This window comes from Pseudomonas caspiana, assembly GCF_040224095.2.
Taxonomy (GTDB): domain Bacteria; phylum Pseudomonadota; class Gammaproteobacteria; order Pseudomonadales; family Pseudomonadaceae; genus Aquipseudomonas; species Aquipseudomonas caspiana.
Window position 1 is genome coordinate 491748 of sequence record NZ_CP167995.1, and the last position, 15771, is coordinate 507518.

At 58.9% G+C, this 15771-nt stretch carries 7 protein-coding genes; 5 read left to right on the forward strand and 2 right to left on the reverse strand.

The features are described 5' to 3' along the window. Window positions 1-526 precede the first annotated feature (526 nt). From recC to ABRP31_RS02360, 4 genes are all read left to right on the forward strand, one after another. Window positions 527-4003, forward strand: a complete 3477-nt coding sequence (recC, locus tag ABRP31_RS02345) for an exodeoxyribonuclease V subunit gamma (RefSeq protein ID WP_349972384.1) — start codon at window positions 527-529, stop codon at window positions 4001-4003. Beyond that, complete coding sequence (gene recB / locus ABRP31_RS02350) at window positions 4000-7713, forward strand: exodeoxyribonuclease V subunit beta (protein ID WP_349972385.1); 3714 nt, start codon at window positions 4000-4002, stop codon at window positions 7711-7713. Before recC ends, recB begins: the two co-directional genes overlap by 4 nt. Continuing rightward, on the forward strand, window positions 7710-9806 hold the full coding sequence (gene recD, locus ABRP31_RS02355) for an exodeoxyribonuclease V subunit alpha (protein WP_349972387.1): 2097 nt from the start codon (window positions 7710-7712) through the stop codon (window positions 9804-9806). The genes recB and recD overlap by 4 nt, the downstream gene beginning before the upstream one ends. Before the next feature lie 306 nt (window positions 9807-10112). Beyond that, the gene (locus ABRP31_RS02360; protein WP_349972389.1) at window positions 10113-11405 is read left to right on the forward strand and encodes an MFS transporter; all 1293 of its coding nucleotides are present in this window, start codon (window positions 10113-10115) and stop codon (window positions 11403-11405) included. 182 nt (window positions 11406-11587) lie between these two features. Here ABRP31_RS02360 and ABRP31_RS02365 read toward each other — a convergent pair whose 3' ends face one another. Then, window positions 11588-12502, reverse strand: coding sequence for a LysR family transcriptional regulator (locus tag ABRP31_RS02365; RefSeq protein ID WP_349972390.1), 915 nt, complete (start codon window positions 12500-12502; stop codon window positions 11588-11590). 171 nt (window positions 12503-12673) lie between these two features. Here ABRP31_RS02365 and ABRP31_RS02370 point away from each other — a divergent pair, with 171 nt between their 5' ends. Continuing rightward, on the forward strand, window positions 12674-14086 hold the full coding sequence (locus ABRP31_RS02370) for a M20 family metallopeptidase (RefSeq protein ID WP_349972391.1): 1413 nt from the start codon (window positions 12674-12676) through the stop codon (window positions 14084-14086). A 136-nt stretch (window positions 14087-14222) separates the two neighbouring features. Here the strand turns inward: ABRP31_RS02370 and ABRP31_RS02375 are convergent, their stop codons facing one another. After that, on the reverse strand, window positions 14223-15734 hold the full coding sequence (locus tag ABRP31_RS02375) for an amino acid ABC transporter permease/ATP-binding protein (protein WP_349972392.1): 1512 nt from the start codon (window positions 15732-15734) through the stop codon (window positions 14223-14225). Between the last annotated feature and the right edge of the window lie 37 nt (window positions 15735-15771).

Genomic DNA, 15771 nt, shown 5'->3' on the forward strand with positions numbered 1-15771 from the left:
GTTCAGGGGTTTTGTTTGTGCGCGGAGAAAAAATTAACGGTATATGCGCGCGCTCTGGCCAACCTCGGTAGGACCGAATTCATTCGGGAGGGCTGCATTTCAGGCGATACACAGGCGGCGGATGTACCATCCCTCTCGCGAACAAGTTCGGTCCTACCGGTCCAGCGTCCATGCACCAACCCGGTAGGACCGAATTCATTCGGGAGGGCTGCATTTCAGGCGATACACAGGCGGCGGATGTGCCATCCCTCTCGCGAACAAGTTCGCTCCTACCCGTCCAGCGTCCATGCGCCAACCTCGGTAAATTCATTCGCGAGAAGGCCGCTATCAATGCTGCATATCTATCGGCCGAGACATAGCCTTCCCGAATGAATCCGGACCCACGGGGCTGTGTTCGCTGCGATACAGCGCGGCAGCAGTAATATCTCGTTTCCTACAACCAAATTCCCTCCTCCACCCCCTCCGTTTTGCTTTAAGGTTCGGCTACAGTTTTTTCGCACCGAATTATCCAGCCAAGGAAGCATCCATGCCCGTTACAACCTCTCTCAGCGCCGGTTTCATGGTGGTTCATGGCAATCGCCTGGATGACCTGCGCAGTCTGGTTGTGTCCTGGATGCGTCGTTATCCGCTCTCACCTCTGGAAAACGAAATCGCCTTGGTGCAGAGCAATGGCATTGCTCAATGGCTGAAGCTGGCACTGGCTGAAGATGCAGAAGACGACGATCTGGGCGGCTGCGGTATTGCGGCAGCAATCGATGTCCAGCTACCTGGTAGTTTCATGTGGCAGTTGTATCGATCGGTTTTGGGGAAGGATGAAATTCCGGTCGCGTCACTATTGGACAAGGCGCCGCTGACATGGCGCCTGATGCGCCTGCTGCCTGCCTTGATCGACCAGCCACACTTCGAGCCGCTAAGGCGCTTCCTGACCAATGACACTGATCTGCGCAAGCGCTATCAGCTGTCTGAACGCCTGGCCGACCTGTTCGACCAATATCAGGTGTACCGCGCTGACTGGCTGGAAGACTGGGCAGCAGGTCGTCATCAATTACGTAATGTCAGAGGCGAAGCCAAACCGCTCACCCCGGCAAATTGCTGGCAGGCAGAATTGTGGCGTGCATTGCTCCTGGATGTCGGCACCGAAGGCATGGCTCAAAGCCGAGCCGGTGTGCATCAACGCTTTATCGAACGCATCACTCACATGAATGAAGCCCCTGCGGGTCTACCGGCTCGGGTCATCGTCTTCGGCATTTCTTCTCTGCCCGCTCAGGCACTGGAAGCATTGGCCGGTCTGGCCCGGTTCAGCCAGGTGCTGCTCTGTGTTCACAACCCCTGTCGCCACCACTGGGCCGACATTGTTGCCGACAAGGATTTGCTGCGGCACCAGTACAAACGTCAGGCCCGTAAAACCGGAATGCCTGTCGTACTCGATCCACAGGCTTTGCACCAACACGCTCATCCGCTACTGGCTGCGTGGGGTAAGCAAGGTCGCGATTACATCAATCTGCTCGACAGCCACGATGATCCCGGTAGCTACCGTTCTGCGTTCAAAGATGGGCGCATAGATCTGTTCAGCGAGAGTGATCCGCATACCATTCTCAACCAGCTACAGGACGACATTCTTGAGCTACGGCCGCTTGATGAAACCCGGGAAATCTGGCCCGCTGTCGACCCGCTGCAAGACCGCTCAATCCGCTTTCACGTCGCCCACAGTGCTCAGCGTGAAGTCGAGATTCTGCACGACCAATTACTTGTACGCTTCAGCAAAGACCCGGATCTACGTCCTCGCGATGTGATCGTCATGGTCCCGGACATCGACAGCTACGCGCCACACATTCGCGCTGTATTTGGTCAGATTGATCGCGAAGACCGCCGCTTTATCCCGTTCACCCTTGCTGACCAGGGGCAGCGCGGTCGCGAGCCTTTGCTGATCGCCGTCGAGCACTTGCTGAAGATTCCGGACAGTCGTTTCCCGGTCAGTGAAATCCTCGATCTGCTGGACGTTCCTGCACTGCGCGCCCGTTTCAAAATCAAGGAACGCGACCTGCCGACGTTGCACCGCTGGATCGAAGGTGCCGGTGTCCGCTGGGGGCTGAATGCCGAGCAGCGGGAAGGGCTCGGCTTGCCCGCAGAATTGGAGCAGAACAGCTGGCATTTCGGATTACGCCGTATGTTGCTCGGCTATGCGGTTGGTGCCGGTGCTGCCTGTGACGGCATCGAACCCTACGACGAAATCGGTGGTCTCGATGCTGCTCTGATAGGGCCGCTCGTTGCTTTGATTGACGCGCTTCAGGTCGCCCACAACGAGCTGTCCTCGCCTGCGATTGCAACAGAGTGGGGCACCCGGCTGCAAGCGTTGATCCAGCTATTCTTTCAGGCTGACAGCGAGCATGACGATTACCTGCTCGCTCAGCTGGAGCAACTGCGTGAGACCTGGCTGGAAACGTGCGATTCGGTTGGCCTGGAAGACGAACTACCTCTAACGGTAGTTCGCGAAGCCTGGCTTGCCGGACTTGACCAAGGCCGTTTGTCACAACGTTTTCTCGCTGGCTCGGTCAACTTCTGCACCCTGATGCCGATGCGCGCCATCCCGTTCAAGCTGGTTTGCCTGCTCGGCATGAACGACGGCGATTACCCCCGCGCACAGCCACCGCTGGACTTTGACTTGATGGGCAGCGATTACCGCCCAGGTGATCGTTCACGCCGAGAAGACGACCGCTATCTGTTGCTCGAAGCACTGCTTTCGGCACGAGATCAGCTGTACATCAGTTGGGTGGGCCGTAGCATTCGTGACAACAGTGAGCGACCACCTTCCGTACTGATCGGCCAACTGCGTGATCACTTGGCGGCAGGCTGGACGCTCCAAAACGCGGAAGTACCCACGGACAGCAAAAAGCGCGATCCTGGCCAGCAGCTTCTCCATGCAATGACCCTCGAACATCCGCTTCAGCCGTTCAGCGCGCAATACTTTCATGAAAACACCGGCTTCTTCAGCTTCGCCCGTGAATGGCAGGTCCTGCACGAAACCAATGTCGCCGTGCCGATAGCAACGCCACTCTCTGCTCACGAGCAAGATGAACCCCTGAATCTGGCTCAACTTCAGGACTTCCTCCGAAACCCGGTCAAACACTTCTTCAGCCAGCGCTTGAAGATCTACTTCGAAGTGGCCGAAGCCCCTTTGGCTGACGAGGAGCCGTTTGTGCTCGACGCCCTTGAGCGCTACAGCCTGAGCGACAGCCTGCTTAATGCCGCGCTTACTGGCTCGCAAGACATTGACGAAGCGCTGCAGGCACAAGCGTTAAAACTCCAGGGCAGCGGCCTGTTACCCATGGCGGGTTTCGGCAGCAGCTTGCGAGAAGAGCTGATCGAGCCACTGCCGGATTTGCTGCAGCGTTATCAGAGCCTGCTGCATAAATGGCCTGAAGCGCTGAGCAGTGCGCTGCCGGTCAGCTACGCCCATCAAGGCGTGCGACTGGAAGGCTGGCTGGGTGGTTTGCATGCCAACGCTCAAGGCGAGTACTTGCTGATCACGGCTATTCCCAACTCCATTGGGTCGAAGAAAAACCGCAAATGGCATCGGTTGATTCGTCCGTGGGTTCTGCATCTGGTGGGCTGCGCTTGTGGGCTGCCGCTCAGCACCGCATTGGTGGCCAGTGATGAAACCTTGTTGCTGGATCCGCTGGACAAAACTCTCGCCGCCAACGCACTGAATGACCTGCTCACCGCTTGGCTAACCGGCATGCAGCGTCCATTGCCGGTGGCCGTTAAAACCGCTTTTGCCTGGCTTGGTCAGAACGACGAAAGCAAAGCCGAAGCCGCCGCTCGCAAAGCCTACGAAGGCGACGGACAAACTACTGATGGCGAGCGACGTGAAAGCACCGCGCTGGCCCGGCAGTTTCCGGATTTCGACGCCTTGATCGACAGCGAAGAGTTCGCTGGCTGGTGCGATGCGCTCTACAAACCGATTTTCGACGCGCCTTGGCAAAGCGAAGGAGCCAGCGCATGACTGACGCCCAACAGCACACCGCATCACTGGCCCTGCGTTTCCCGCTGCGTGGCAGCCAACTGATCGAAGCCAGCGCTGGTACCGGCAAGACCTTCACCATTTCGGCGCTGTACGTGCGTCTGGTTCTCGGTCATGGCGGTGATGTCGCCGGCTTTGGCCGTGAACTGTTGCCGCCGCAAATCCTCGTCGTGACCTTCACCGATGCCGCGACCAAAGAACTGCGCGACCGGATTCGGATCCGGCTGGCCGAAGCGGCACGCTTCTTTCGCGAAGAAATAAGCGCACCTGATGAGCTGATCAACGAGCTGCGCGAGCAATTCACGCCCGAGCAATGGCAGGCCTGCGCCAGTCGCCTGGACATTGCCGCGCAATGGATGGACGAAGCCGCCGTATCGACGATCCACAGTTGGTGCCAGCGCATGCTCCGCGAACATGCTTTCGACAGCGGCAGTCTGTTCACCCAGACCCTGGAAACCGACCACAGCGATTTGCTTGGCGAAGTGCTGCGCGATTACTGGCGACTGTTCTGCTACCCAATGAGTGGCGACGCCCTGAACTGGGTCCGCGCCAACTGGAGTGGCCCGGCCGCGTTGTTACCTCGGGTGCGCAGTCTGTTTGGCAGCGACCGGGCGGTCCCGACCCAAGACCCTGCCGAGTTGATCGCCGCCTCCCTGCAGCAACGTCGCGAGGCCCTCAAAGCGCTCAAATCGCCCTGGACTAACTGGGCTGCCGAGCTGCATGCAATCTGTATCGACGGCGTGGCGTGCAAGGTTGTCGATGGGCGCAAGATGCAGGAGCGCTATTTCCGGCCATGGTTTGAAAAACTCACCGCTTGGGCGGCTGATGAGGAACTGGAAGAACTTGATCTGGGCACCGGCTTTACCCGGCTGACCCCAGACGGTATCGCCGAAGCATGGAAGAGCAATCCGCCTTCGCATCCCGCTTTCGAGGCAATGGTCGAACTCAAAGTCGCCCTTGATACCTTACCGACGCCCGATGCCGCAGTGCTCGAACACGCCGCACATTGGGTCGGCATGCGCTTCGAAGCCGAAAAGCGCCGCCGCGCCGAAATGGGCTTTGACGACATGCTGCTCAGGCTCGACGCCGCGCTGCAAAGCTCCGGCGGCGAGCGTCTGGCAACGTTGATTCGCGAGCAGTTTCCGGTCGCCTTGATCGATGAGTTCCAGGACACAGACCCGGTGCAGTACCGGATTTTCGAGAGTATTTATCGCCTTGAAGAAAACGACAGCGAAACCGGGCTGTTCCTGATCGGCGATCCCAAGCAAGCGATCTACGCGTTCCGTGGCGCCGACATCTACACCTACTTGCGTGCACGTCAGGCCACGTCTGGTCGCTGGCATACGCTGGACACCAACTACCGTTCCAGCCACTCCATGGTCGAAGCGGTCAACCATGTGTTCCTGCGCGCCGAGCAGCGTCCAGAAGGGCGTGGTGCCTTCCTGTTCCGCGAAGGTGACAAGAATGACGTACCGTTTGCCGGTGCGCTTTCTCAAGGCCGTAAAGACGCGCTGCAAATCGATGGCACATCGCTGGCTGCTCTGAATGTCTGGCAACTGGCGAGCGATCAGCCGGTCTCCGGTGTCAGCTATCGTCAGCAACTCGCTGCCAGTTGCGCGAGTGAAATCGTTCGACTGCTCAACGCGGGGCAACAGGGTCGCGCCGGTTTTGCGGCTGCGGATAAAGACCTGAAAGGACTATTGCCTGCCGACATCGCGATTCTGGTACGTGACGGCAAAGAAGCTCAGGCGGTGCGCGGCGAATTGTCGGCCCGTGGCGTGCGCAGTGTTTACCTGTCCGACAAGGACTCAGTATTCGCCGCCCAGGAAGCTCACGATGTATTGGCCTGGCTCAAGGCCTGCGCCGAGCCCGATTCCGAACGCACCCTGCGCGCTGCGTTGGCGTGCATCACGCTGGCATTGCCGCTGACAGAACTGGAGCGCCTCAATCAGGACGAATTGGCGTGGGAAGCGCGGGTCATGCAGTTCCGCGGTTATCACCTGATCTGGCGCAATCAGGGTGTGCTGCCGATGCTGCGTCGCTTGCTGCACGACTTCCATTTACCGCAGACCCTGATCACCCGCAGTGACGGCGAGCGTGTCCTGACCAACTTGCTGCACCTGTCCGAATTGCTGCAACAAGCCGCTGCCGAGCTGGATGGCGAGCAGGCCTTGATCCGCCATCTGGGTGAGCATCTGGCTCTGTCAGGTCAGGCCGGTGAAGAACAGATTTTGCGTCTGGAAAGTGATGAGCAACTGGTCAAGGTCGTGACCATCCACAAGTCCAAAGGCTTGCAGTATCCGCTGGTGTTACTGCCGTTCATTTGTTCCAGCAAACCGGTGGATGGCACACGTCTGCCCCTGCATTTCCATGATGAAAACGGTCGTGCGCAAGTCAGTCTCAAACCTACCGCTGCGCTGATCGAACAGTCTGATAACGAGCGCCTGGCCGAAGACCTGCGCTTGCTTTATGTGGCCCTGACCCGCGCCGAATATGCCTGCTGGCTGGGTGTCGCTGATCTCAAACGCGGTAATTCCAGCAGCTCGATGTTGCACCGCTCGGCATTGGGTTATCTGTTGGGCGGGGGCATGCCGTTGGCTGAGTCGGCTGGCCTGGCGTCGTGGCTGCGGGATCTGGGCGAAGGCTGCGACGGGATCAGCGTCGAAGACGTGCCTGCCGCGACTGCAGAAACCTTCAGCCCGCCACGTAACGAAGCAACCCTGCTCAAGCCGCGCATGCCTAAACGCCGCGCTGCCGAAAATTGGTGGATCGCCTCCTACAGCGCATTGCGCATTGGCGACACGATCACTGCGGGCAGCGACAGCGACGAATCACCGGACAGCCCGCAAGCGCAAAAACTGTTCGATGACGAACGTCTCGACCCCGAAGCGCCCCGTGAGGTGCTGGTCAGCGGCGGTGATATCCACCGTTTTCCACGCGGCCCTAATCCCGGCACCTTCCTCCATGGTTTGTTGGAATGGGCGGGCAATGAAAGTTTTGCCAAAGCTGCCAGCGACCCTCAACAGCTTAAGGATGCTGTGGCCCGGCGCTGTAACCGGCGCGGTTGGGAAGGCTGGATCGACACGCTGACCGGCTGGCTGACGCAGGTCCTGAATCTACCGTTGTCGCTGGCCGGCGACAGCACGCCGATTTCTCTGGGGGCGATGGACCAGCCCAATCAGTACCGCATCGAAATGGAATTCTGGTTCGCCTGCCACAAGGTCAACGTCGCGCAGATGGACGCTCTGGTGCGTCGCTACACCCACGACAACGCGCCGCGTGCGGCAACTGAAACCGTGTCTCTGAACGGCATGTTCAAGGGTTTTATCGACCTGACGTTCGAACACGAAGGTCGCTATTACGTGGCGGATTACAAATCCAACTGGCTCGGTCCGGACGACGAAAGCTACACCCAGGACGCGATGACCAGCGCAATTCTGGACAACCGATACGACCTGCAATACGTGCTCTATCTGCTGGCTCTGCATCGTCAGCTCAAGGCGCGGCTCGCCGATTACGATTACGACCAGCACATGGGCGGCGCGCTGTATGTGTTCCTGCGTGGTGCTTTTTCTACCAGCCAAGGTGCCTGGTTTACCCGGCCGCCTCGCGAGCTGATCGAAGGTCTGGATCTACTGTTTCAAGGCAAGTCAGTGACCGACGAATTCGTCCTGACCGGAGAACCTGCATGAGTCGCTCATTCGCTGAACTGCTGCCCACGCCGCTGGATGCGCAAAGCCTGGCTGACCTCGCGCCGCTGTCCAACGTTCGCGATCTGCTGTTGCTTCTTGAACGTTGGGTTGAGCGCGGTTGGTTGCGGGCGCTGGATAAGGCTTTCGTGGCGTTCCTCAGTGAGCTGGATCCGTCCGCCGATTCGCTGGTGCTGCTGGCCGCTGCATTGACCAGCCACCAACTCGGCCACGGCCATGTGTGCCTGGATTTGTACGAAACCCTCAAAGAACCGGACTTTGCCCTGTCATTGCCTCCTGAAGGGGATGTGCAAAGCGGCCCGATGCTGCTGCCGTCGCAGTTACTGGTAGCGCTGGATGGCGATGCATGGTGCCAGGCACTGCTGAACAGTACGCTGGTTGCCCGCGGGGATGACCACGGTGAAAGTGCGACCAGCAAACCGTTGGTGTTGTCTGATCGCCGTTTGTACTTGCGCCGCTACTGGACCTACGAACGGCGCATCGGCGCGATCTTGCGTCAGCGACTGGCACAGCAGGAGGCCGTTTCCGACGACCTCGCCCAGCGTTTGAACGCACTGTTCCCGCCAAGCAGTACGCCGGATGCGCTGATCGACTGGCAGAAACTGGCGTGTGCGCTGGCGACTCGTGGTGCATTCAGCATCATCACGGGCGGGCCGGGCACCGGCAAAACCACCACGGTTGTGCGCTTGCTCGCGTTGTTGCAGGCCCCGGCTGTACAGGCCGGTCAGCCATTGCGGATTCGGCTTGCGGCACCCACCGGTAAAGCGGCGGCGCGTTTGACTGAGTCCATCAGTCAGCAAGTGCAGAGCCTGACGGTCAGCGAAGACGTGCGGCAGAAAATCCCTGCCGAGGTGACGACGGTCCATCGCTTGTTGGGCAGTCGTCCGGGCACCCGTCACTTCCGCCATCACGCTGGAAATCTGCTGCCACTGGATGTGTTGGTGGTGGACGAAGCATCGATGATCGACCTGGAAATGATGGCCAATCTTTTGGAAGCCCTGCCGCCCCATGCACGCATGGTGCTGCTGGGTGACAAGGACCAGTTGGCCTCCGTTGAGGCGGGCGCGGTGCTGGGTGATTTGTGCCGTGATGCTGAAGCCGGCTTGTACAGCCCGCAAACCCAGCGCTGGCTTGAAGCAATCAGCGGCGAAGACTTGAATCGTGCCGGTTTGCAGCAGGGCGATGAGCAACAGCATCCATTGGCTCAGCAAGTAGCGATGTTGCGTTACTCGCGGCGCTTTGGTGAAGGCAGTGGTATCGGGCAACTGGCGCGACTGGTCAATCAGCAGCAGTCCACCGAAGCCCGGGCTTTATTGGCCGCCCGTAGCCACGCTGATTTGCACGCATTGGCCCTCAAGAATGAGCAGGACCGTTCACTGGAACGTCTGCTGCTCGAAGGGCTCGGCCAGGGCCCGAAAGGTCCGCAGGGCTATCGGCACTATCTGGGCGTGATGACTGCGCAGCGTCCGCCACAGGATGCCACGCTGGAAGACGAGCGTTGGGGCCATTGGGCCAGAGCGGTGCTGGATGCTTTTGATGCGTTTCAGTTGTTGTGCGCTGTGCGCAAAGGGCCTTGGGGTGTTGAGGGGCTGAACCGGCGTATTACCAGCGCGCTGTACGAAGCCCGGCTGATTGAAAGCGATCAGCATTGGTACGAAGGTCGTCCGGTGTTGATGACCCGCAATGATTACGGGCTTGGCTTGATGAACGGCGACATCGGCATCGCCTTGCGCCTGCCCGAGCGCGACGGTCCGGAAGCGGGCAAACAGGTATTGCGCGTGGCCTTCCCGCGTAACGACGGTAGCGGCGGGGTGCGCTTCGTTTTGCCGAGTCGGCTTAACGACGTGGAAACGGTGTATGCCATGACCGTACACAAATCCCAAGGCTCGGAGTTCGCCCATACCGCGCTGATCCTGCCTGAAGCGTTGAACCCGGTGCTCACCAAAGAGCTGATCTACACCGGCATTACCCGCGCCAAAAACTGGTTCAGTTTGATCGAGCCGCGCAAGGGCGTGTTCGAAGAAGCACTGCGACGCAAGGTGAAGCGTCTGAGTGGGTTGATGCTGGAGCTTTAAAAAACCGTAAAGCCCCTCCCTGTAGGAGCGCACGAGCACCGCAAGGCCGCGATAGCGATCTGCCTGATACACCGCCATCGCGGCCTCGCGGTGCCCGTGCGCTCCTACAAGATTTGTTAACAACCTCACGAGCACCAATAACGCTCAAAAAAACCAAAATGTTGCACCCATGCTTTGCGCCTAAAGCAATGAAATGTTCTGAAATGCATAATTGTGGGAAAGGTGTTGCGCCCCTACCATCACGTCAAAGGTCAGCCACCTCGTCAGGGGGACAGGCCCATTCTTTGACGAGTTGGAGAACCATGCATGACAACTGCGCACGCAGCGGCCCAGTCCCCCGCGACACCGTCGATGTCCAGGGGCAAGCTTTACAAGCTGGTGATTGCTTCGTCGATTGGCAATGCTCTGGAATGGTTCGATCTGGTCGTTTATGGCTTCTTCGCTATCACCATCTCCAAACTGTTTTTCCCCGCCGCTGACGAGACGGTCTCGTTACTGTTGGCGCTCGGCACGTTCGCGATCTCCTACATGATTCGCCCCTTGGGCGCAGCGGTGTTGGGCTCCTATGCAGACCGTGTCGGACGCAAGTCGGCGATGCTCGTGTCGATCTGGCTGATGATGCTCGGTACGCTGCTGATTGCGATCATGCCGACCTACGCGGCTATCGGTATCTGGGCACCCATCGGGATATTCCTGGCGCGCCTGATTCAAGGGTTTTCTGCGGGCGGTGAGTTCGGCAGTGCGACGGCCTTGCTGGTGGAGCATGCTCCGGAGCGCAAAGGGCTGCTTTCCAGCTTCATGTTTGCCAGCCAGGGCATCAGTGGTTTGCTCGCCTCAGGCTTCGGCTTGTTGCTCACTACGACGTTGACGGTGGACCAGCTTGAATCCTGGGGCTGGCGCATTCCATTTCTGTTCGGCTTGATGATCGGTCCGGTCGGCCTGTACATCCGCCGTCACATCGAAGAGGCCGGGGAGTTCAAGGAAAGCGAGCGCAGTCATGCGCCGGTGGGCGAGCTGTTCAAGGCGCACAAGTACCGCATGCTGCTCGCCGTAGGCGCGCTGGTGCTGTCGACGTCGGCCACCTACGTGATCATTTATATGCCGACCTATGCCGTCAAACAGCTGGGCCTGAGCGCATCCATCGGTTTCGCGGGCACGCTGCTCAGCGGGCTGGTGCTGACCATCCTGACACCGTTCATTGGTCATCTGTCCGACGTGTTTGGTCGTACCCGGATCATGCTTGGCGCGTCGATGATCTTCATCCTCAGCATCTATCCGGCGTTTTCCTGGCTGGCAGCCAACCCGACGTTGCTGGTTTTGTTGGCGGTACTGTTCTGGATGAGCATTCTCAAGGCGATCTACTTCGGTGGCCTGCCTGCCTTGATGTCCGAGTTGTTTCCTACCCAGGTCCGCGCCACCGGCATGGCCCTGAGCTACAACATCGGCACCACGGTGTTCGGCAGCTTCACGCCCTTCATCATCGCGTGGCTGATCAGTGCCAGCGGCAACAACCTTGCGCCGAGTTACTACCTGCTCGTCACCGGTGTGCTCAGCCTGGTCACCCTGTTGGCAATCCGTCGACAGCTGAAACTGGCCTGATCTTGCGTCCTGCGTCCACACTGTAACCCTTCAAACACAGCACCTGTAGGAGTGAGCTTGCTCGCGATTCGGTCTCTCAGTCAATGAAGATATAGCCTGTGCTGACGCCATCGCGAGCAAGCTCACTCCTACAGAAAAGCGTTCCGAATCAGATAGTTATTTTTTGTTTGATGCGGGCAGCATCAGCCTTTGGTAATGGTGCTCGCCGTTACCAACTGTTCTTCCAGAAAGCTCAGAAAGTAGCGCACCAACACCGGCAGTTTGCGCCCGGCCATGATCTGCACTTGCAGGCTGCGCTGGCGTAACTGCGGGTCGCTCATGGGCACCAGCACCAGATTGTCACGAGCGGTGGAGCCACTGACGGTGACGGTGCCGCACAGCGCAATCACATCCTGTGAGTAGCGCACCACGCTATAGATCGTGCCCAACGATTGACTGGTGTAGGCGGGCACAATGTTGATGCCCTGCAAGTGACAGGCGATATCGAACAGATAGCGCAGGGTCGAGCCTGTGTAGGGCAGGGCCAGTGGACAATCTCTCAGGTCCTTCACTTCAAGGGATTCACGGGCGGCGAGCGGGTGGCTGGCAGGCATGAGCGCGCTGATAGGGGAGTCGCAGCTCAAGGAGATTTCCACGCCTTGGGTCGGTGTCAGGCTGAAGGTCAGGGCGATGTCCACCGAACCTTCCTTGACCAGTTGCGATGCGCGGGCTGCGTCTACCACGTGCACATCGAAACTCGCGCCAGGGTGGAAGTTACGAAACTCTGCGGTGACCCTCGGCAAAAATTCCCACGCCATCCCTTCCGGGCAGGCCAGCACAATCCGGTGCTGCTGCAAGGTATTCACGCCGCGCATTTCGGCGATTACGTTTTTCACTTCCAGCATGTTGCGCGTGGCATAGGCCAGCAGTAACTCACCAGGCTCGGTCAGTTGCATGCCGCGTGGCTTGCGTTCGAACAACTGCAAACCGAGGGTTTCTTCAAGGTTGCTGATCTGGCGGCTGACCGCAGACACCGCAACGTGAAGCTCTTCGGCCGCTGCCGATAACGAACCGGTCCGGGCCACACTGTGGAAATAACGCAGCGGCAGATCATGCATATCAGCTCCCCATTCCTGCCTCATCGCTGTGCAGATCTGGTTTGTTCTAAAGGCAAGGATAGCTTGCAAACTTGATAATTGTTGCAAGTCAGGCGGCAACGTTACCCTTGATTTCATTGCTGGTCGAGCTGCTTTTAGCGCGACTCAAAGGCCCCGTGAAAGGTAATCCTGATGTCTTCAACCTCCCTGCATACCCGAGAGCACGCCATTGAGCTGGCCGTTCACAACCTGAATTCCGGCGCGTTTATTCAGACCCTGAGCCGCCGCGTCGCGCAACGTACCGAGAGCCAGAACCCTGAGTGCGCGCAACCGCTGCGTGACTATTTACTGGTCGAGCTGCAACCGTTGCTGGTTCGGCTGGGTTTCACCTGCTGCTTTGTCGAAAACCCCCACAGCGGCAAACCACCGTTGATGTTCGCCCAGCGAATCGAGGACCCGGCATTGCTGACCTTGCTGACTTACGGCCATGGCGACGTCACCAGCGGCCAGGATGAGCTCTGGCAGGAAGGCACTGCCCCTTGGCAACTGAGCATCAAGGACGGGCGCATCTATGGTCGCGGTACGGCAGACAACAAGGGCCAGCACAGCATCAACCTGGCCGCGCTCGAAGCGGTGTTGCAGGCGCGCGAAGGCAAACTCGGCTACAACCTGAAAATCATTTTCGAGATGAGTGAAGAGGTCGGTTCGCCGGGTCTTGAACAAGCCTGTCGTGACAACGCAGAAGAGCTGGCCGCCGACCTGTTTCTGGCCTCCGATGGCCCGCGGGTCAGACACGATCTGCCGACGTTGTTCCTCGGCTCCCGTGGCGTCTGCCAGTTCCGCCTGACGCTGGACACTGGCAACGGCAGCCGCCATTCGGGCAATTGGGGCGGGATTATAACCAACCCGGCCATCGTGCTGGGCCACGCCGTGTCATCGCTGGTTTCCGCTCAAGGCGAACTACTCGCGCAATGCCTGCGTCCGGCACCCATGCCTGAATACGTGTCGGCGCTGATTCGTGATCTGCCGGTGGGTGGCGAAAGCTTTGACCCGCAGCTCAACCCGAACTGGGGCGAGCCGGGCCTGACCACGGGCGAAAAACTATTCGGCTGCAACACCCTTGAGGTCGTTGGTTTGTCATCCGGCAGCACGGTCAAGGTGATCGGTGCGATTCCAGGGCGGGCCGAAGCGGTGTGCCAGTTACGCTTTGTCGACGGTACTGACTGGCAATCGCTGGAGAGCAACCTGCGCCAGCATCTGGATCAGCATGGCTTTGAAGACGTGCAGATTAACGTCGAGGGAGGTTATGCGGCGACGCGCCTTGATCCGCGTCATCCGTGGGTTGGCTTTGTGCAGCAGTCGGTGAGTCAGAGTCTGGGTGAACCGGTGAGCATTTTGCCAAACCTGGGCGGGACGATTCCCAACCACTGCTTCGCTGATGTATTGGGCTTGCCGACGGTCTGGCTCCCGCACTCCTATCCATCCTGCAAACAGCACGCGCCGGATGAGCATTTGCTCGAGAGTGTTGTGGAGCAAGGCTTGAAAGCCGCGACCGGGTTGTTCTGGGATCTGGGCGAAGCGCCCGCGAAGATGCTGAAGGTCTGACAGACACTCTTTATTTGCACGGGCGCACGAAGCCCTTGTGGGAGCCGGGCTTGCCCGCGATACAGGCGACGCGGTTCTGTTGTGGACCGCGTCGGCCTTATCGCGGGCAAGCCCAGCTCCCACAAGGGGGCGTGTATTAACGATCCAGCCCCATAAACTGCATCACCCGTTCCCCTGCCTGACCGGCGCGAATGGTCTGCGGTCCGGCATCGGCCTGGACCACGCCGTTCTCCATGAAAATCACCCGGTCTGAAATGGACATGGCGAAGTCCATTTCATGGGTAACGATCAGCATGGTCATGCCTTCCTTCGCCAAGTCGCTGATGACCTTCAACACATCCCCTACCAGCTCAGGGTCGAGTGCCGAAGTCGGTTCGTCGAACAGCATGATCTGCGGGTCCATTGCCAGGGCGCGGGCGATGGCGACGCGCTGTTGCTGACCGCCGGACAACTGGTGCGGATACTTGTGTGCATGAGCTAGCAGGCCGACCTTGTCCAGCAATGCGTAAGCGCGCTGTTCGCTGATCACCCGGTCCCGGTCGTGATAACGCGGGGCGAGGGTGACGTTGTCGAGGATCGTCCGGTGCGGGAACAGGTTGAAGTTCTGGAACACCATACCGATGCGCTGCACCCCGCGCCGAATCTGCGGATTGTTCGGCTTGTCGCCTGCGTGAATGAAGCTCTCGCCGAACAGAATGATCTCGCCGTCATCAATGCTTTCCAGGCCGTTGACGGTGCGAATCAACGAAGTCTTGCCTGAGCCTGACGGGCCTATGATGGAAATCACCTGACCCACAGCCACGTCCAGATTGATGCCCTTGAGCACTTCATGTTTGCCGTAACTTTTATGAATTGTGTGCAGTTGCAGCGCTGGTGCAAGACCGCTTTCAACAGGGGCCGCCGCTTTCGAAACGGCGGCAGGGAGACTGGCGCGCAGTTGTTGCACGCTGGCGTCGTCCAGGGTTTGCGGCTTGCGATTGTTCAGTTCCAGATGCTGTTCCAGCCAGTGAAAAAGCCAACCGAACACGGTGACGATCATCACGTAATACACGGCCACGGCTGACAGCGTTTCCATGACCAGAAAGTTTTGCGCGTACAGGCGTTGTCCCACGGTCAGCAGTTCGGTCAGGGAAATGACCGAGATGATCGAAGTGAGTTTGACCACGGTAATGTATTCGTTGATCAGCGTTGGCAGCGAGATACGGAATGCCTGCGGAATCACGATCAAACGCTGCATGCCCAGCACACCAATACCCAGCGCGCGCCCGGCTTCCTTCTGACCTTTGGCCACGGAAATCAGCCCGCCGCGATGGATCTCCGCCATGTACGCCGCTTCCGTGACCACCAGCGCAAACAGGCCTGAATAGAACGGGTCGGAGAACAGGTCGCGAGTAAACGGCATCATCTGCGGCAGGTTGTAGATGAACACCACCAGCACCAACAGCGGGACGCTGCGGAAGAACCAGATATAAATCGACGCCGGAATACGGATCCAGCGCGACGCCGACAGCTTGGCCGAAGCCAGCAGAAATCCCAGCAGCATGCCGATAAACCAGCCCAGAGCACTGAGCTGAATAACGGTGATGCAGGACTTCCAGAAGTCCACCATCGAGAACAGAGAAAAAAAGTAAGCCCATTCGAATTGCATGTACACCGCATCCTGATTAGCGCAGACCGCTGTGGGA